This window comes from Flavihumibacter sp., assembly GCF_036676075.1.
Lineage (GTDB): Bacteria > Bacteroidota > Bacteroidia > Chitinophagales > Chitinophagaceae > Flavihumibacter.
Map to the genome: position 1 here is coordinate 359,072 of NZ_JAKFDQ010000009.1, position 17,031 is coordinate 376,102.

The 17,031-nt window shown below is 44.0% G+C and carries 16 protein-coding genes; 11 read left to right on the top strand and 5 right to left on the bottom strand.

The window, feature by feature from the left end; translation table 11 throughout:
• The first annotated feature begins 248 nt into the window (after window positions 1-248).
• Entirely contained in the window at window positions 249-680 is a 432-nt protein-coding gene (locus V6M43_RS10345) for a YMGG-like glycine zipper-containing protein (RefSeq protein ID WP_332734956.1), read from the top strand.
• Window positions 681-749: 69 nt separating this feature from the next.
• Here V6M43_RS10345 and plsX read toward each other — a convergent pair whose 3' ends face one another.
• Genes plsX through V6M43_RS10360 form a run of 3 tightly spaced genes read right to left on the bottom strand, consistent with a single transcriptional unit; the run spans window position 750 to window position 2,513 of the window.
• The gene (plsX, locus tag V6M43_RS10350; RefSeq protein WP_332734958.1) at window positions 750-1,706 is read right to left on the bottom strand and encodes a phosphate acyltransferase PlsX; all 957 of its coding nucleotides are present in this window, start codon (window positions 1,704-1,706) and stop codon (window positions 750-752) included.
• A gap of 33 nt (window positions 1,707-1,739) precedes the next feature.
• A complete protein-coding gene (rpmF, locus tag V6M43_RS10355; protein WP_039132760.1) occupies window positions 1,740-1,934 on the bottom strand; it encodes a 50S ribosomal protein L32 in 195 nt (64 codons plus the stop codon).
• A gap of 27 nt (window positions 1,935-1,961) precedes the next feature.
• Window positions 1,962-2,513, bottom strand: coding sequence for a YceD family protein (locus V6M43_RS10360; RefSeq protein ID WP_332734960.1), 552 nt, complete (start codon window positions 2,511-2,513; stop codon window positions 1,962-1,964).
• 295 nt (window positions 2,514-2,808) lie between these two features.
• Between V6M43_RS10360 and V6M43_RS10365 the strand changes: the two genes are divergently transcribed.
• The 4 genes from V6M43_RS10365 to V6M43_RS10380 all read left to right on the top strand — a co-directional run bounded on the left by V6M43_RS10365 (window position 2,809) and on the right by V6M43_RS10380 (window position 6,814).
• Window positions 2,809-3,870, top strand: a complete 1,062-nt coding sequence (locus V6M43_RS10365) for a saccharopine dehydrogenase family protein (RefSeq protein ID WP_332734962.1) — start codon at window positions 2,809-2,811, stop codon at window positions 3,868-3,870.
• A 10-nt stretch (window positions 3,871-3,880) separates the two neighbouring features.
• On the top strand, window positions 3,881-4,789 hold the full coding sequence (locus V6M43_RS10370; RefSeq protein ID WP_332734964.1) for a DUF1338 domain-containing protein: 909 nt from the start codon (window positions 3,881-3,883) through the stop codon (window positions 4,787-4,789).
• A gap of 113 nt (window positions 4,790-4,902) precedes the next feature.
• The gene (locus V6M43_RS10375; protein ID WP_332734966.1) at window positions 4,903-5,940 is read left to right on the top strand and encodes a sensor histidine kinase; all 1,038 of its coding nucleotides are present in this window, start codon (window positions 4,903-4,905) and stop codon (window positions 5,938-5,940) included.
• A 94-nt stretch (window positions 5,941-6,034) separates the two neighbouring features.
• Window positions 6,035-6,814: a LytR/AlgR family response regulator transcription factor gene (locus V6M43_RS10380; protein ID WP_332734968.1), complete on the top strand. Its 780-nt coding sequence runs from the start codon at window positions 6,035-6,037 to the stop codon at window positions 6,812-6,814.
• Between the two features lie 2 nt (window positions 6,815-6,816).
• Here V6M43_RS10380 and V6M43_RS10385 read toward each other — a convergent pair whose 3' ends face one another.
• Complete coding sequence (locus V6M43_RS10385; protein WP_332734970.1) at window positions 6,817-9,861, bottom strand: ligand-binding sensor domain-containing protein; 3,045 nt, start codon at window positions 9,859-9,861, stop codon at window positions 6,817-6,819.
• Between the two features lie 161 nt (window positions 9,862-10,022).
• On the opposite strand from V6M43_RS10385, the gene V6M43_RS10390 reads away from it, so the two are divergent.
• Genes V6M43_RS10390 through V6M43_RS10400 form a run of 3 tightly spaced genes read left to right on the top strand, consistent with a single transcriptional unit; the run spans window position 10,023 to window position 12,896 of the window.
• Window positions 10,023-11,360, top strand: coding sequence for a glycosyltransferase (locus V6M43_RS10390; RefSeq protein ID WP_332734972.1), 1,338 nt, complete (start codon window positions 10,023-10,025; stop codon window positions 11,358-11,360).
• 52 nt (window positions 11,361-11,412) lie between these two features.
• Complete coding sequence (locus V6M43_RS10395) at window positions 11,413-12,207, top strand: hypothetical protein (protein ID WP_332734974.1); 795 nt, start codon at window positions 11,413-11,415, stop codon at window positions 12,205-12,207.
• Window positions 12,208-12,212: 5 nt separating this feature from the next.
• Complete coding sequence (locus V6M43_RS10400; protein ID WP_332734976.1) at window positions 12,213-12,896, top strand: hypothetical protein; 684 nt, start codon at window positions 12,213-12,215, stop codon at window positions 12,894-12,896.
• A gap of 127 nt (window positions 12,897-13,023) precedes the next feature.
• On the opposite strand, the gene V6M43_RS10405 is transcribed toward V6M43_RS10400, so the two are convergent.
• Window positions 13,024-13,608, bottom strand: a complete 585-nt coding sequence (locus V6M43_RS10405; RefSeq protein ID WP_332734978.1) for a diheme cytochrome c-553 — start codon at window positions 13,606-13,608, stop codon at window positions 13,024-13,026.
• A gap of 185 nt (window positions 13,609-13,793) precedes the next feature.
• On the opposite strand from V6M43_RS10405, the gene ppsA reads away from it, so the two are divergent.
• The 3 genes from ppsA (at window position 13,794) to V6M43_RS10420 (ending at window position 17,004) form a co-directional block, all read left to right on the top strand.
• A complete protein-coding gene (gene ppsA / locus V6M43_RS10410) occupies window positions 13,794-16,178 on the top strand; it encodes a phosphoenolpyruvate synthase (protein ID WP_332734980.1) in 2,385 nt (794 codons plus the stop codon).
• Between the two features lie 144 nt (window positions 16,179-16,322).
• The gene (locus V6M43_RS10415; protein ID WP_039132769.1) at window positions 16,323-16,535 is read left to right on the top strand and encodes a hypothetical protein; all 213 of its coding nucleotides are present in this window, start codon (window positions 16,323-16,325) and stop codon (window positions 16,533-16,535) included.
• A gap of 40 nt (window positions 16,536-16,575) precedes the next feature.
• Entirely contained in the window at window positions 16,576-17,004 is a 429-nt protein-coding gene (locus V6M43_RS10420) for a hypothetical protein (RefSeq protein WP_332734983.1), read from the top strand.
• The last annotated feature ends 27 nt before the right edge of the window (window positions 17,005-17,031 follow it).

Here is a 17,031-nt window from a genome sequence, read left to right on the forward strand (position 1 = left end):
GGTAAGGTTTACTTGTATGCTGGTAAAAATCCTGGAACCATGATAGAAAATATTGCATAAATAAATGAACAGGCGCGAAGAAATTAAAAGGAAAGTTAATGTAGTTTTTGATTGATTTGTAACAACTGTTTAGGAAGCGTTAAGAGAAGTCAGTAGAAATGTTAAGTTGTCTTCTGTAAACCGTTTTTAAGTACTGTTGGCCCGCTAATTGAATTATCAGTATGTATTCAATTATTAAAATAAGTACCATGAAAAAGTTAATGTACTCAATAACAGCAATTGCCTTTCTGGCCGCCTGCGGTACAAAAGGTACAACCGAAGAAAAAGAAGTAGCCGCTACGCCTGCACCCGTTGTAGTGGAGCGTGCAAAAGTTACAACCAAGAAAAGCTCTAATTACCGCTCTTCAAACAGTGGTAACTATTCGATAAATAACGAAAGTGCCGCGAGGGTTCCACAAAAGCCTACTGGCATAAGTGATGCCGCCAAAGGTGCCATCATTGGCGGTGTTGCCGGAGCTGGTGCCGGTGCCATCATCGATCGTAAAAAGCCTGCCCGCGGTGCCGTGATTGGTGGAGTGGTTGGAGCTGGTACCGGGTATACTATCGGACGTTCCAGTGACCGTAAATCAGGTCGTGTTGAACAAGGCCGTGAATACAGGGTTTATAAGAGAAGTCAATAATTATTAAATTCAATATTGGTGATCCTGGTTGGCAGATTCGGTTTTCCGATAGCCGGCCGGGATCTCTTTTTATACCTCCGTGCTGTCCTGGCGAAAAGCTGATTGCATGTTCTCCAAAAGCTTGCTTTCAATCATCTTTTCAGCAAGTAGCAACATGTTTTTGAAGGAAGTGGAATGGGAGATTCCATGACCGATGATAACCGGTTTATTAACGCCTAAAATGGGAGTGCCGCCATAATTCTCGAAATTGAAGCGATCGAAATAAGCATGCTGAATATTCTTCCGGCTGGTAACCTCATACAATGATTCGGCCAGCTTAAGAATGATATTACCGGTAAAGCCTTCACATACCATGATATCGGCCTTGTCAACCAGTATATCGCGCCCTTCAATATTACCTATGAAATTGATCTGCGTATTTTCTTTAAGAAGGGGATAGGTGGCTTGTGCCAGGATATTACCTTTTCCTTCCTCTTCCCCGATATTCACCAATCCAACCCTTGGGTTCTCCACACCAAGAATATGCTTGGCATAAAGGCTTCCCAGAATTGCAAACTGGTTTAAATGTTCAGGCTTACAATCTGCATTCAGACCCACATCCAGCAATAAACCGGTTTTACCATCTTCCTTAGGAATGATGGTGGAAATGGTGGGTCTCAATACCCCCTCAATTGGTTTGAGGCTGTAATGTGCGCCAACAAGCATCGCACCTGTATTGCCTGCACTTATAAATGCATCGATCTTACCATTGGCAAGATAATAATACCCTACTGCAATGGAGGATTGTTGCTTTTCTTTCAGCGCCTTGGTGGGGTGCTCATGCATGCCAATTAATTGCGGGGCATGCACAATTGAAATATTATCGGAGGGGATCCTGTATTCTTCCAGTAATGGTTTCAGGGAAGCTTCATCACCGAATAAAACAATATTTGCCGGAGAATGGTGTTCTGACAGGAAAAGCTGAAGACCTTTCACCGCTTCAAGCGGCGCGAAGTCTCCACCCATCATGTCCAGACCGATTTTCATCTCCGGCAAACTATACAATTGTATACAGGTTAATTATTTCTTGATGGGTGATTTCTCAGCCACCAGCTTTCCCTTGTAGAACAATTTTCCTTCGCTCACGTGTGCACGATGACGTACATGCAGTTCACCAGTTGTGCTATCTGTGCTCAGGGTAGCTGCAGCGGCCTTGTAATGCGTCCTTCTCTTGGCACTACGCTGCTGTGAATGTCTGCGTTTCGGATTTGGCATATCTCAACAGTTTATTATATACAAAAATCAATTTCCCAGGTCCTTAAATTTATCCAGCCCCTTCCAGATCGGATTATCTGTCTGGGTCTCTTCCGTTTCCATCTTGCGGAGCATTTCAAGCGCCTCCTGGTTACAGTAAGGCTGCTTTCCGGCTTCCTCCTCGGCGCACATGCGGCGCATAGGCATACTCAGTACAATGAACTCATAGATCCAATCGGCAACGTGCAGGTGACTTTCTCCCCTCGATATATAATATACATCGGGATCCTCTTCCTGACCATTCATCTCCTCCGGGTTCTCCACCAGTTTTACAACTATATTGAACTCATCGAAAAGGGTCCAGGGTAATGCAGTGCTTCCACACCGGTCGCAATTCACTTCCACCGTTCCGCCGATCTCGAACTTCAGCAACATGAAACCGTTCTTCTTATCAAGACTCAATTTTACATGAGCCCTCGAATTGCGGACTTCTGCCTGCTGATAGTTCTCAAAGAACTTATCTGTAACTGAATATTCAAACTCATGAATTCCGGGCTTCAACCCCACAAAAGCAATATCAAATTCCCGTCTGCTGCTCATGAGTACCTTTTTTAAAGGTTGGCAAAGGTAGTAAAATATAATTGAACCAAAGGGTTTTTTTTGTTCAAATCCCTTAATTTCGATGCCGTAAAACAAAAGTACATTTTTCACAGGCATGAACAGAATTGTAAACATATTCGGTGCATATCTGGCCTTCTTACGGTCCGCCTGTGCTAATGTTCCCTGACAAGATCCCCCTCAAAGCTTTCTTACTTTAAATGATTCTTCACCCTAAGTGATCTATCATTGCTGCTTTTTTTGTATTTCGTATACTTACATATTAAACATATAAATAATGAAAAACGTTGCTGTCGTTGGACTTGGCAAGGTTGGTTCTTTGGTTGGAACCCTGCTAAGCGATCTTTTTACCGTAACTGGCTTTGACCAGAGCAGACCCGCCACCGATCTTTCTTTTGCAGTTGAAACGGGTTCTATTAAGGATACCGCCCAATTGGAGGCTTTTCTCTCTAAGCAGGATGCTGTCGTTTCCTGTCTTCCCTATAACCTTAATCTGCCAGTGGCACAAGCCGCTCATAAACTCGGGATCCATTATTTTGACCTCACAGAAGATGTACCCACCACAGCGGCGATCCGCGAAATGGCCAAAACATCTAAAGGGGTGATGGCTCCCCAATGCGGACTCGCACCCGGCTTTATCGGCATCGTTGGGGCCGACCTCTATAATCGCTTTACCAAACTCCGTGACGTGGAACTGAGGGTAGGAGCGCTTCCCCGTTATCCCAACGGTCTCATGGGTTACTCCTTCACCTGGTCGCCTGCCGGGGTTATCAATGAATATATCAATGATTCTGAAGTGATCCATAACGGTGAAAGGAAAATGGTGCCCTCCCTGGAAGGAATTGAAATGATCAATATAGAAGGGCAGGAGTTCGAGGCTTTCAGTACAAGTGGTGGATTGGGTACCATGTGCGAAACACTGGCAGGAAAAGTAGATACCCTTAACTACAAAACCATGCGATATCCCGGTCATGCCAAACTCATGCGCTTCCTCTTGTATGAACTGATTTTAAAAGAAAAGCGGGAATTGGTGGAACAAATATTGACCGAGGCAAAACCACCGGTTCGCGAAGATGTTGTATATGTATATGCTGTTGTGGAAGGATGGAAGGGTGACCAGCTGGCCAGGGAAGAATTCTATCATGCTTATCATCCGATCCTGATCCATGGAAAAGAATGGCGTGCCATTAGCTGGACTACCGCCGCTTCTGTTGCAGCAGTGGTGGAAATGGTTGCCAACGGAACCCTGGCAAATCAGGGCTTTATCAAGCAGGAAGAAATTTCCTATGAAGCCTTCATTAAAACTAAGAACGGAAGCCTTTATCAAAGTCAACATTAATATACACCAGATGAAAAGGGATTATACAGGGTTGCAGCAAGTGTTATCAGGATTGATGCGCCGCTACCAGGAAAGGGTGCCTGATGTTCAGGCTGTAATTGATGCCATGATCAGGGAAGGAATGATCTCCAATGCCAATGACATCGAGAATGATCATATAGCTTTTCGCACAATGGGTGTTCCCAACCTTGGCATCGCCTCCCTCGAAAAGATCTGGCTGCATTACGGATACCAGAAAATGGATCATTATTTTTTCCCTGAGAAAAAACTGGATGCCTTCTGGTATGCGCCACCTTCACCTGAGTTCCCCCGTATTTTCATCAGTGAATTAAGGGTTAATGAATTATCTGCCGAAGCCCGGCAGGTAATTCATTCCTATACCGATACCGTAACCTCGGATCCAGTTGATAAGATCGATCTTGATAACCCGGCAGCTGTGGATGAATTTTTGCACAGCGGCCTATGGCGTACACCAACATGGGAAGATTTTAAAATGCTTTCCACTGAAAGTGAATACGCCGCCTGGGTCATCTATAATCGTTACTACCTGAATCATTTTACTGTTAGCGTTCATAATCTCCCGAATGGTTATGATACCATGGAAGGCTTCAACGCATTTCTTCTGCGCAACAGTTTCAAACTTAATGATTCGGGTGGTGTAATTAAAACAAGTCCGGATGGAAAGCTGGCCCAGTCATCAACCGTTGCAAGAATGGTGAAGGCCGTTTTTGCAGATGGTCAGGAACAGGATATTGCCGGCTCTTATGTTGAATTTGCCGAAAGGAAATTGCTGGATGAATTTGCCCATCTTCCCCGCCATCAGGTTCAGCGCGAACACCGGCGCGAAGGCTTTGAGGCAGGTAATGCCGACAAGATCTTTGAGAGCACTTACTCAACACAAACCGCCAAAGGAGGCTGATCTTTAGCCTTACCTTTACAATTCATCCGCGTTTTTGCCAATTCATCCGGTTTCATCTTCCATCGGGTTGGGCATCCCGTATATTGATGCAAAGCGCGGTTATGCTAAACAGTATGGCATTTTTACAATATTCCACCAAAGAAAGATGGATCGCACTGCTGCTGTTACCACCCTTTGCAGTAGCCATAAACTTCATGATCTTTGGGAAGGCCTATATTGATTCATTATATGGTTTCACAGTAGCTACCCTTATTACTTTATCAGTGATTTTCCTGGTGTACGTGGCCTGTGGAATGATAGCCACCATCCTCGTTCACAAGTACCCAAAATATAGCCAGAGCTTCCGGCGAATTCTCTTAGGACTTGCATTTTTTATCCTGATAATGGTTGCAGGTATCAGCATTCTTTTTTGGGGTTATGATTACCTTGAGTTTCTGGGGTATAATATCAATATGACTTCTTATCTATGGGCCCTTGCCATAGGCGCAGCCTGTAACCTTATAGCCACCAGCTTTAATGAAGGAGCCGCCTTTTACGATAAATGGAGAAATCTTGTAGATGAAGCCGAACAACTTAAAAAAGAAAACCTTCAAAGCCAGCTGGAAGGATTGAAAGGACAGGTAAATCCACATTTTCTTTTCAATAGCCTCAATTCCCTTTCATCTCTCATTAGTGAAGATCCCGAAAAAGCTGAGAAATTCCTGGATGAAATGAGTAAGGTATATCGCTACCTCCTTAGAACAAACGAAGATGGACTTACCACCCTCGAAACAGAATTGCAATTCATCCATTCTTATTTCCACATGCTTAAAACCCGCTATGGCGACGGACTGGAGCTGGAAATAAAGGTCACAGACCGCAGCCTGGCAACCCTGGTTCCACCACTCACGCTTCAAATGCTGGTGGAGAATGCCGTTAAGCATAATATGATCCTCCGCGACAGCCCACTCCGCATTCTGATCCTCACCACCAATAGTAATAAACTGGTAGTGAGCAATAACCTTCAGCGAAAAGACCGCAGGGTTTATTCTACTAAAGTTGGCCTCCACAATATTCATAATAAGTACCGGCTCATGAAACAGGAGGAGATCATGATCAGGGATGATGGTAAGGAGTTTTCGGTTATCGTACCGCTTATCCAGCCGGCATAACCATACTCAATTCATGACGGTAATTTTACAAGTGGTGCCATTGGGGTTTGCGACATACTAACGAATAGCTTATTTTGCCTATAATACTTAAACTATGAAAGTACTTATCATAGAAGACGAAGAACTGGCTGTCAGGAAACTCCAGAAAACCCTGCAGTCCGTTGATGCAGGCGCCGAAGTTGTAGGAATAACTGACAGCATCCGTGCATCTGTAAAATGGCTGCAGGACAATAAAGCCCCTGACCTTATCCTGATGGATATTGAACTGGCCGATGGCCAAAGCTTTGAGATCTTCGACAAGGTGGAGGTGAACAGTACCGTTATTTTCACCACTTCCTATGATGAATATGCGCTGAAAGCCTTTAAGGTAAACAGCGTTGATTATCTTCTCAAGCCCGTTCAGAAAGAAGATCTGGAAGCAGCCCTTGACAAGTACCGTAAGATGAAACAACTGCTGAGTGCAACAGATGCTCCGGCAAACATCAACGTCGATAACCTGGTGAAGGAACTACAGCAACGCCTTCAGACCAAGGAGTTCAGAAAAAGATTCCTGGTTAAACAGGGACAGAAACTGGTAAGCGTTGAGGTTGATGATATAGCCTACTTCTATAGTGATGGCAGGGTCAATTTTTTCAAAACCAATGATAACCGAAAATTCATTGTGGATTATACTATGGACGAACTCGAAGAGATGCTTGACCCCGCAAGATATTTCAGGATCAGCCGTTCATTTTATGTTTCAATACAGAGCGTTGACCAGATCCACGATTATTTTGGTAACCGCCTTCTCTTGAACCTGCTTCCCGCCGTTGACAAAGAAGCGATCATCAGCAGGGAAAAGGTCAGCGATTTTAAAAAATGGATGGGAAAATAATTTTAATACTTAAGATTCATTTCCAGCTTTACCAGGGTTCCGGTATTGATCTCTGAAAGTATGCTGAGTTGCGCGCCAATTGCTTCCGCCCGGCGTTTCATATCATTGATGCCTCTTCCCCTTGCAACAGTTGTGAGTTCAAATCCTTTTCCATCATCCTGAACCAGTAACAATAGCTTTTGCTTTCTCAACCGGAGTTGAACATGTATATTCTTTCCCCCGGAATGCTTCACTGCATTTGCAATAGCCTCCTTAAAAATGGATAAGAGTTCATAACGATGCTCCATATCCGATTCTTTCTCCGCAATAGACGGGTCTGCATCAATTGTGATATTAATATTATAGATCGATTCCTGTTCTGTGGCATAATGCTTCATCCGCTCCAGAGTTTTATGCATCTGGTCATTATGCGGGTTGATGCTCCATACCATGTCATACATGGCCTGCGTCATGCGGTTACTTGTTTCGCTGATGTGGTGGATATAATCACGGGTACGGTGACTGTCATTCTCCAGCTTTGTTTTAGCGAGTTCACTTGAAATATTTATACTGCTAAGTGAATTGCTAAGGTCTTCCGTGAGACTGGTGGCAATCCTTGTGCGTATACTCTCGGTTGCCCTTAACTTCTGCATCCTTAGTTTGTCGAGCCAGTAAAGAAAGCCAACTCCCAAAAACACCATCATCCCCAGAAACCAGTAAGATCGCCAGAATGGTGGCTTTACCTGTATGTCAAGGGAGGTGATCTCGCGTGAGTCAACGCCATCACCGTTCACACATTTTACCCTGAATGTATAATTGCGGTAAGGGAGATAATTATAAATGGCTTTGTTGGTGGTCGACTTTACCCAATCCTTATCAAGCCCCTCCATCATGTGATAAAAACTTAACTGGTCATGATCAAGGAATTGAAGGGATGCATAATCTATAGTAATAGAATTGTTTTGTGGATCCAGTTTTAATTCACCTTCCTGTAAAATAGAATCAATGGGCACACGACGGTTCATCACATGCAGATCAGTTAGGGTAACCTTAGGTGGAGCAGTTGCATTCAATACCCTGGATGGATCAAACACAAGAAAGTTGTGACCCGTTGTGAAGGCAAGTTGTTTTTTGTTGAGCGAAAAGGCTCCGCCTGAAGTAAAATTATCAAAACTGATTCCATCCCTGCGGTCAAAAAGGGTGAACCTGCCTTTTTCAAAATTCCATCTGCAAAGTCCATTCTGCAATCCCAGCCATAATATCCCGCTGGTATCTTTCTGCACTGTATGAACGGTATTAGAGGGCAATCCCTCATCGAGGGAAATGATTTGGGATGTTTTGTTCTTTGTATTGAGGATGGAGACTGAATTACCTGCAACAATCAACAGGCTGTCATTGTAGCGGATTATATCTGTTGGAGAGTCGGTACAGAGTTGCCAGTTCTCACCCGTTTTGCTGGTAATATGATCAAGGATCTTTCCTTTTTTTGGATCAAGTTGGTATAGCCCCCTTCCGAGGCTCCCAATCCAAATCGTTCCATCTGTATCGGTATACAACTTTTGTATTAGGGCCAGACGCATAAGTGATGAATACCCTTTCTCCGGGTTGCCACCACTTTCCGCATGATCCCATTTCACCAGCAGTCCGCCCTGGGTTCCGAACCATAGATTGCCTTCATGATCTTCCGTGATCTGACGGATGGTTCGCTTTTCAAATACCTCCATCAATGTATTCCAAAGTTTTCCTGTTCTGGGGTCATAGATCTTAAGTCCGCCTCCCTGTTCTCCCATAAACACCAACCCCGTTTTACTATGCTGGTGTATATACCAGATGGTCAATACATCCTTCCATTTATCCAATGCAGCAGGAACTGCAATAGGAGCCATATTCCGGTCATAAGAATATAATCCCTTGCCCCACGTAGCCACCCAGATATTTCCATTACTGAGTTGAACAATATTTGTAACCGGACCCTCCTTGGGCTGCGTGGCGCCGGGGCGCAGCAGATGGTAAGCGTTGAATGGTTGCGATACGGGATTGAATACATATACACCATCGGAGGTGGCGATCCATAGATTCTGTTGCCTGTCTTCAAACATGTCATGGGTATTGTCAAACCGCAGTTGTGATCCCTGTGCTGCCGATTGCCCGATAACATTTAATTTTTCTGATTCAGGATCATAAGATGCCGCAAAGGGCAGGCCATAGACCCATAGCTGTCCGTTTGATTGAATAAATTGCCCCTTGATTTCATGGTATCCGGGAAAGAGTGAATTCCCAATATTAAGTGTAGTGGTCTTTCTTGTTTGCCTGTCATACCAATGAAAAAGCGGATTACCCGAATTGCGTGGCCAGTTATTACAGCTGAATGTTTTTCCCCCAACCGCTGGCCTGATACCGCCAACATTCTCCAACCTTCCAAAGGCTTCAAGTATCGGGTCTTTAATAGTATTATTTGAAGCTGTATAAATTCTTCCGGATAATGGATCAATTCGAGCTATTCCGGAATCAGCTCCCAACCAATAACATTTGTTGTAATTGTCAGCCGCAAGCTCCAGTACATGCCATTTCTCGGGTACCCTTAGAGATGAAGGTTTAAAGACCATTGAGTTTTCATCCAGCTCAAAGATCCCCTGTGTAACGATCATCAGGATGATCTTACCCCGCCAGTCTTCCAGTAACCTGTAAGGAAAGAAAATATTATAGGTTTTAGGGGATGCATTAACCGGTACATTCTGGTACTCAAATGTGGAAGTATGAAAAAGTCCTACACTATTGTCATCATTCACCACCCAGAACCTTCCCTTACTATCCGAAAATATTCCTGCCACATTATTGGATGGTAGTGATCCTGCAATATTGCGGTTATGTCTGAACGTTATAAACTCTTTCCCGTCAAAACGCTGTAATCCATTTACGGTTGCCAGCCATACAAAACCCAACTTATCCTGAGTTATATTATAAACCTGGTTGGATGCAAGTCCATTAGCAGTGTTATAGTGTGTAAAGGAATATTGCCGTGCAGCCTGTGCAACCAATTCCTTGTTTGAACAAAGCAGGAGAATCAAAATTATACAGGCAATTTTTTTCAACGGTCTCACAATTACTGTATCTCAAATATAACAATTGAATCATGCATTTTACCGGTTCATGTATGAACTGCTTTCCTTACGGTATGAATGGATATAATATTGTATCCTATTAATAACCTTATCAATTGAAATTAAAGATGACCAGAGCATCCAGGAGGATCCTTTTTGCCAATGTGCCGGCCGACGGGCATTTCAACCCCCTCACCGGGTTGGCAGTTTTCCTCAGAGAACAGGGCTATGATGTACGTTGGTACAGTTCTGCCCTTTACGCCGACAAGATCCGCAGGCTTGAAATTCCTTATTATCCTTTTAACAAAGCGATGGAATTAAACAATGATACGGTGGAAAGTCATTTCCCGGAACGAAAGCTTATTAAAGGAAAGATCAGCAAACTTAATTTCGATATCCAGCATTTTTTCATCCGCAGGGGTGAAGAATATTATGCCGATATAAAGGATATCTATTCTGAGTTTCCCTTTGACCTGCTTATTGCAGATTGCCTGTTCACCGGAATTCCTTTTGTTAAAGATAAAATGAAAATACCCGTCCTTTCTATAGGTATCATGCCCCTTGCAGAAACATCAAAAGATCTTGCACCATCCGGCCTGGCAATGCATCCCGCCACAGGATTGGCAGGCCGTGCCAGGCAGGCTATGCTTCGCTGGTTTGCCGACAAGGTGTTGTTCCGTAAATCAAATGAGTTGATGCATCAGATATTTGATGAACATTTCATACCTCACCAGAAAGAGAATGTATTTGACATGATGGTACGCAAAAGCACCCTGCTGCTTCAAAGCGGTACACCATCTTTTGAATACAAACGGAGTGACCTCGGCGAGAATGTTCGGTTTATTGGGCCACTTCTTCCTTACAATAAAAAGCAGACACAAAAAACATGGTTTGATCCCCGTCTCAATACCTACGAAAGGGTAGTACTGGTAACGCAGGGAACTGTTGAGAAAGATGTAAACAAACTGCTGGTGCCAACACTGAATGCATTCAGGAAATCTAATTTCCTGGTGGTGGTAACAACTGGTGGAAGCGATACAGATAAACTGCGTAATGAATTTCCTGATTCCAATTTCATCATAGAAGATTTTATTCCTTTTAATGACATCATGCCCTATACAGATGTATATATTACCAATGGCGGATATGGTGGCGTGATGCTGGGAATCGATCATCAGCTACCCATGGTTGTTGCAGGTGTTCATGAAGGCAAAAATGAGATCAATGCCAGGATCGGCTATTTCAAATTGGGTATTGATCTGAAGACAGAAAATCCACGGCCTCAGCAGATCCGCAGCGCGGTTGAAATGATCCTTGTAAATGATACTTACCGTCGCCGCGTGGAGGAACTGGCAAGTGAATTTAAAACCTATGACCCGCTTCGCCTTACAGCAGGATTCGTGAGTGAGATATTGCTTACAAATTCAGGTACAAAAAAAGTATTGGCAGACCCCCTGATTTATTAACCAAACCAAATAAAACCCCGGACTAAAATCCGGGACCCTTAAATCGATCAGTATGAAGAAGTATTTTTTATTAGTGTTATTAAGCGGAGCTATTACCGGCTTAACCTCCTGTGAAAAGGATGAGAACAATTTCGGTGGAATTTTCAAAGGCCCCGTGGTGAATTACCACCAGGGAAAGGCATTCACCTGGATCCAATTGTCTAAACAGGGTACACCTGAGAAACTGGCAATTGCAATTGATGATGATGTAATGGCGAATGTTCCCGTTGAGGCCGACAATGAAGGCGGTGGTCATCATGATCATTCCAACAGTGTAACGCTGCAGCTTCATCCGAAAGCTATTGCAACAACACCATTCAGGCATGTGGGCCTCGATTGGAATCCTTCAGGTCATGAGCCCGATCCCATTTACACGATTCCACATTTCGATTTTCATTATTACATGATGGATGAAGCTGCACGGCTTGCTATTCCACCATTTGAAGTGAATCCGGATGGTTTCAACAATGTGCCCGACCAGGCATATTTCCCCCTGAATTATTTTTCTCCTCCTGGTGGAGTTCCTCAGATGGGAAGGCATTGGATCGATGTTACCTCACCCGAATTGAATGGAGCACCATTCACCCAAACATTTATCATGGGTTCTTATAACGGTAAGGTTACCTTTTATGAGCCAATGATCACGCGGCAATTTATTCTGGATAATGCCAGCTTTGAAAGGGCTATTCCACAGCCCGCCAAATTCCAGGAATCAGGTTATTACCCAACCAGGATGAAGATCCTAAAGCACGACAAACTCACGGAGTTCATTTTGGAAGGGTTTGAATACAAACAAAAGTCAAACTAAGGATCATGCGCAGGTTCAACATTTTTCAGTCATCTCATGCAGCTCTTCGTTCATTGCTGCTCGATACCAGCTTGCTGATACAGTTCACTGATTTTTCAGATGCTGTTAAAGTTCAGGAAACATTTGACCAGGTTACTGAGCTGGTGCTCGATTGTCATCGTCAGGCCGAGGAAGAAAGCAGATATATTATTCCAGCCATTCTTCGCTATCATAAAAATGCGCCGGAATGTTTCTCCGCAGAAACCTATGGCAGAAACTCACCTGCGAACAATCTCCTTCGTCGTATGAACAGAATTGAAGATGCAAAAGGATCTAAGTCCAGGGTTAAGTCCGCAGCTAATATGCTGTCTGCTGGTTTCAGGCGATTTGCCGAACAGGTGATCCTTAGTATGAAGATGCAGGAAGAAATGTTGAACCCGCTTTTATGGTCATATTATACCGATGAAGATCTGCAGGAAATCCAGGAACGTATAGAAGGGCGGCAAACAATGGCCGAATGGCTGAGTCTCTGCACCTGGATGGTGAAGGATATGGATGATGAAGAGATCGCAGATTGGTTATTATCTGTCCGCTCCACTTTACCTTATCCAGTATTTGAACAATTGGTAGACCGTTTGTCTGCTGGTTTACCCCTGTTGAGATGGAATAAAGTACAATCAGGATTAACAGAAGAAGCTATGGTGGCATAGTGTAGTAATAGGTGATTGGTGTAAAAGGCGCCTGCATTTTAAAGTGCATGGCGTCTTTTTTTTGCGCGATCTAACCCAATAAAAAGGCCCCATAAAAATGGGGCCACACACAATGAAAAGTAGCGTCTTATAAAGCGCTTAATGGCTTATAAGCAGGAACTACATTCTTTACTGGTTTGGATGCTTTCAGGTAAGTGAAAATTGCTTCAATATCATTGTCCTTCAGTTTCGCAAAATTATACCAGGGCATGGGTGGAAGTAATGGGCGACTATTATCAAGTCCCTTATACTTGCCTTCGCGGAGTGACTTGGTAAACTGCTCCAACGTCCATGCACCTATGCCCGTACTGTCTGAGCTGATATTAGCGGCATAGCTCACACCCCATGGGCCCACAGCCACCGTTAGTTCTGGTCCGAATAAAGCCCATCCTTTTGAGAGAGCTGCAGTATCGATAGGGCCTGTGGGCCTGTCGGCCAGGTGACCGGCAAATCGGTTTGCCATATCAGGTTCTGGTCCCCTAGGACCAAAATTCTTTGGAGTATGACAGTCATCGCAGCCAATTGCATTCACCAGGTATTCTCCCCTTGTAAGCATGTCTTCTTCCGGTGCTTCAGCAACTTTTGCAGTATTGCCGGCACTGTCAGAACAGGCAACAATACCTGTTACTAACAATACCGCCAATGCACCTGCTGTCAGGAATTTCTTTTTCATGTTGATAATTTCTAATGGTTAATCAGGTTTATAATTAAGCTGGAAAATTAAGCTGAACTGATACTGCGGTAAATGCCATTAAGTATGGGTTGAGTATTTGCCGCCATGAATTGAGAAAGTTCACCCATGGGCGTGACGGTCATCATCGGGTATCGGTAAGGAATAAGCTAAATTGTGAAAAAGCAATGAAAGGCTTTACCATACCATTTAAGGATATCAAAGCAACAGATGTTGCCCTGGTGGGAGGTAAGAACGCCTCTCTGGGAGAAATGATCCGGTCATTATCTTCTACCGGAATAATGGTGCCCGATGGATTTGCCACAACTGCTATGGCCTTCCGGTATTTCCTTTCCTATAATGCGTTGGAAAAGCCGGTTGCCAATGCATTGGCCCGTTTAGACCGTACCGATTATCATAACCTTGGAGAAACCGGCGCTGCTATCCGTTCACTTTTTCTTTCAGCGCAAATGCCCCCCGACCTGAGTGGTGAAATTGCACAGTCCTATCGCGAATTGATTTCCGGCACCCGTAAAGAAGTTGCCGTAAGAAGTAGTGCTACCGCTGAAGATCTTCCCGATGCAAGTTTCGCCGGGCAGCATGAATCCTACCTGCACATCTCCGGCGAACAGGAAGTAGTGGAAGCTGTTCAACGTTGTTATGCATCGCTGTACACCGATCGCGCAATCAAATACCGCGAACACCATCATTATGCCCATTCACAGGTTGCTCTCAGCGCCGGTATTCAGAAAATGGTAAGGTCTGACCTCTCCGCCTCAGGTATTGCCTTCACCCTCGAACCCGAATCAGGTTTCCGGGATATTATCCATATCAGTGGAGTATGGGGACTCGGTGAAACCATTGTGCAGGGCACGGTAACGCCTGATGAGTTCCTGCTCTTCAAACCAACACTAAAGAAAAACCTTGACCCCATACTTGAAAAAAAGAAAGGCGATAAAGGGATCATGCTGGTTTATGAAAAAGATGAGAACGGTGTAACAGGTACCGTTTCGAAAATCACTCCAGCCGAAAAGCAGCAGCAATTTGTACTCACAGAATCAGAGATCATTACCCTCGGTAAATGGTGCCTCGATATTGAATCACTCTACAACAGGCCCATGGATATTGAATGGGCCAAAGATGGTGAAGACAACCGCATTTATATTCTGCAGGCCCGGCCCGAAACTGTTCAGTCAAAACAGAATATTGCCCATATGACCCAGTATAAACTGGTAGAACATTCAGAAGTACTCGCCAGTGGACAAGCAGTGGGCTCATCAATAGCAAAAGGCAGGGCACGACTATTATCGGATCCTTCTCAGGCATTCAAACTTCAGGAAGGCGAAATAGTGGTAACTGATAATACCAGTCCGGACTGGGATCCCATCCTGAAAAAATCAGCGGCCATCATCACCAATAAAGGCGGAAGAACCAGTCACGCCGCTATTGTAGCCAGGGAGCTCGGCGTACCCGCCATAGTGGGTTGTAATGATATTACCTCAAAACTTCAGGACGGTCAGGAGATCACTGTTTCCTGCTGCGAAGGCAAGACCGGCTTCATTTACGAGGGACTACTCAACTGGGAAGAAACAACCATTGATCTGTCAGCCATTGACATGCCCCTTCATACTAAAGTGATGATGATACTGGGCGATCCGGAAAAAGCCTTTCAACTTTCTTTCTATCCAAATAACGGGGTGGGATTGATGCGGATGGAATTTATCATTACACATTCAGTCAAGATTCACCCCATGGCATTGGTTAATCCCGAAAAGGTAATGGACGAACAAACGCGGAAGGAGATCAGCCGCCTTACAATGGGTTATGAAAACCCCCGGGATTATTTCATTGATAAACTGGCCGAGGGAATAGCCCTTATTGCAGCGGCTTTCTTTCCGCGGCCGCTTATTCTGAGAATGAGTGATTTTAAGACCAATGAGTATGCAGGACTGATAGGGGGAAAATATTTTGAACCCCATGAAGAGAATCCAATGCTGGGCTTCAGAGGTGCATCAAGGTACTATAACGATCTTTACCGCGAGGGATTCAGGCTAGAATGTGAAGCGGTGAAGAAGGTCAGAAATAAAATGGGCCTTTCAAATCTGAAGCTCATGATACCCTTCTGCCGAACCGTACAGGAAGGTGAGAAGGTTTTGGAAGTAATGGCAGCATTTGGGCTAGACCGGAAAAAAGATCCCGCCCTTGAAATATATATGATGGCAGAAATTCCGAGTAATGTGCTCCAGGCCGCAACTTTTGCAAAATTATTTGACGGGTTCTCCATCGGATCAAATGATCTAACGCAGTTAACTCTGGGCATAGACCGCGATTCATCTATAATATCCGGGCTCTTCAATGAGCAGGACCCTGCCGCTAAAGAAATGATCGCCCAGGTGATAAGGAGGGGAAGGGCTGCAGGAATACCGGTTGGACTCTGTGGACAGGCACCCAGCGATGATCCCGCATTCGCCCGTTTCCTCGTGGAAGAGGGTATCAGCAGCATTTCATTTACCCCCGATGCATTACTAGTCGGTATAGAGAATATCCTGGCTGCTGAACAGGAAACCACCTAAAATATCGTGTAAACATTTCCTCAATGAACACTAATTAGGGTTAGAAAGCAATAGGTGGGGTTTATATTCTACAGTTTTGTACCTTAATATGGCTTAATACATAATAGGCCTGATTCTTTTTATTGTTGGGTAAAACAACTAACAATGAAAATCTCAAACATCTTTAAAAGCTCCATTCTTGGTGTATCCGGATTGCTGACAAGCCTGGTTTTGTTTGCCCAGGATAAAGGTCTCGATGTTGATATCGATATTAAAAAAGAACCAACCTGGTATATGCAACCATGGGTTTGGATCGTAGGTGGCGCAGTATTTATACTCCTGCTGATCGGTATGCTCAAGGGTAATAAATCCAGTTAATTTATACCCGTTATTATTTAATCAAGTAAATCATTACAATATGAAAAAGCAAATTTTTAGTTTCCTTACAATCGCCGCAGGTTCATTTTTATTTGTAGCGTGCAGTGATTCTAAAGCTACTTATGTAGACCTGGAAACAGGAAAGTCAATCGAAGTAAAAAAAGATGATGCAACCGGTAAAATGGTTAATGCAGAAACTGGTGATCCCGTTACTTTTTATGTTGACACAAGATCAAATGATACCTTGTATGGTGCCAACGGAAAAGTTGTAAATGGAGAGATCGTTCGTACCAGTGAGGGAAAGTATATCCTGTCTGATGATCTGAAGATCAAAGCTGATGAAGATGAATACAAGATCAAAGGCGACGATTACAAAATGAAAGTTGAAAAGGATGGCGATATAAAGATCAAGGATGGCGATACGAAGACTAAGATAGACGAAGACGGCAAGAAAGTTAAACAGGACTAATAAATCTCTTTTTAAACTTTAAATGGC

Excerpts from the sequence above, each read along its gene's own strand:
- V6M43_RS10345 (WP_332734956.1), top strand. The coding sequence starts at position 249 with ATGAAAAAGTTAATGTACTCAATAACAGCAATTGCCTTTCTGGCCGCC.
- plsX (WP_332734958.1), bottom strand. The coding sequence starts at position 1,706 with ATGAAAATCGGTCTGGACATGATGGGTGGAGACTTCGCGCCGCTTGAA.
- rpmF (WP_039132760.1), bottom strand. The coding sequence starts at position 1,934 with ATGCCAAATCCGAAACGCAGACATTCACAGCAGCGTAGTGCCAAGAGA.
- V6M43_RS10360 (WP_332734960.1), bottom strand. The coding sequence starts at position 2,513 with ATGAGCAGCAGACGGGAATTTGATATTGCTTTTGTGGGGTTGAAGCCC.
- V6M43_RS10365 (WP_332734962.1), top strand. The coding sequence starts at position 2,809 with ATGAAAAACGTTGCTGTCGTTGGACTTGGCAAGGTTGGTTCTTTGGTT.
- V6M43_RS10370 (WP_332734964.1), top strand. The coding sequence starts at position 3,881 with ATGAAAAGGGATTATACAGGGTTGCAGCAAGTGTTATCAGGATTGATG.
- V6M43_RS10375 (WP_332734966.1), top strand. The coding sequence starts at position 4,903 with ATGGCATTTTTACAATATTCCACCAAAGAAAGATGGATCGCACTGCTG.
- V6M43_RS10380 (WP_332734968.1), top strand. The coding sequence starts at position 6,035 with ATGAAAGTACTTATCATAGAAGACGAAGAACTGGCTGTCAGGAAACTC.
- V6M43_RS10390 (WP_332734972.1), top strand. The coding sequence starts at position 10,023 with ATGACCAGAGCATCCAGGAGGATCCTTTTTGCCAATGTGCCGGCCGAC.
- V6M43_RS10395 (WP_332734974.1), top strand. The coding sequence starts at position 11,413 with ATGAAGAAGTATTTTTTATTAGTGTTATTAAGCGGAGCTATTACCGGC.
- V6M43_RS10400 (WP_332734976.1), top strand. The coding sequence starts at position 12,213 with ATGCGCAGGTTCAACATTTTTCAGTCATCTCATGCAGCTCTTCGTTCA.
- V6M43_RS10405 (WP_332734978.1), bottom strand. The coding sequence starts at position 13,608 with ATGAAAAAGAAATTCCTGACAGCAGGTGCATTGGCGGTATTGTTAGTA.
- ppsA (WP_332734980.1), top strand. The coding sequence starts at position 13,794 with ATGAAAGGCTTTACCATACCATTTAAGGATATCAAAGCAACAGATGTT.
- V6M43_RS10415 (WP_039132769.1), top strand. The coding sequence starts at position 16,323 with ATGAAAATCTCAAACATCTTTAAAAGCTCCATTCTTGGTGTATCCGGA.
- V6M43_RS10420 (WP_332734983.1), top strand. The coding sequence starts at position 16,576 with ATGAAAAAGCAAATTTTTAGTTTCCTTACAATCGCCGCAGGTTCATTT.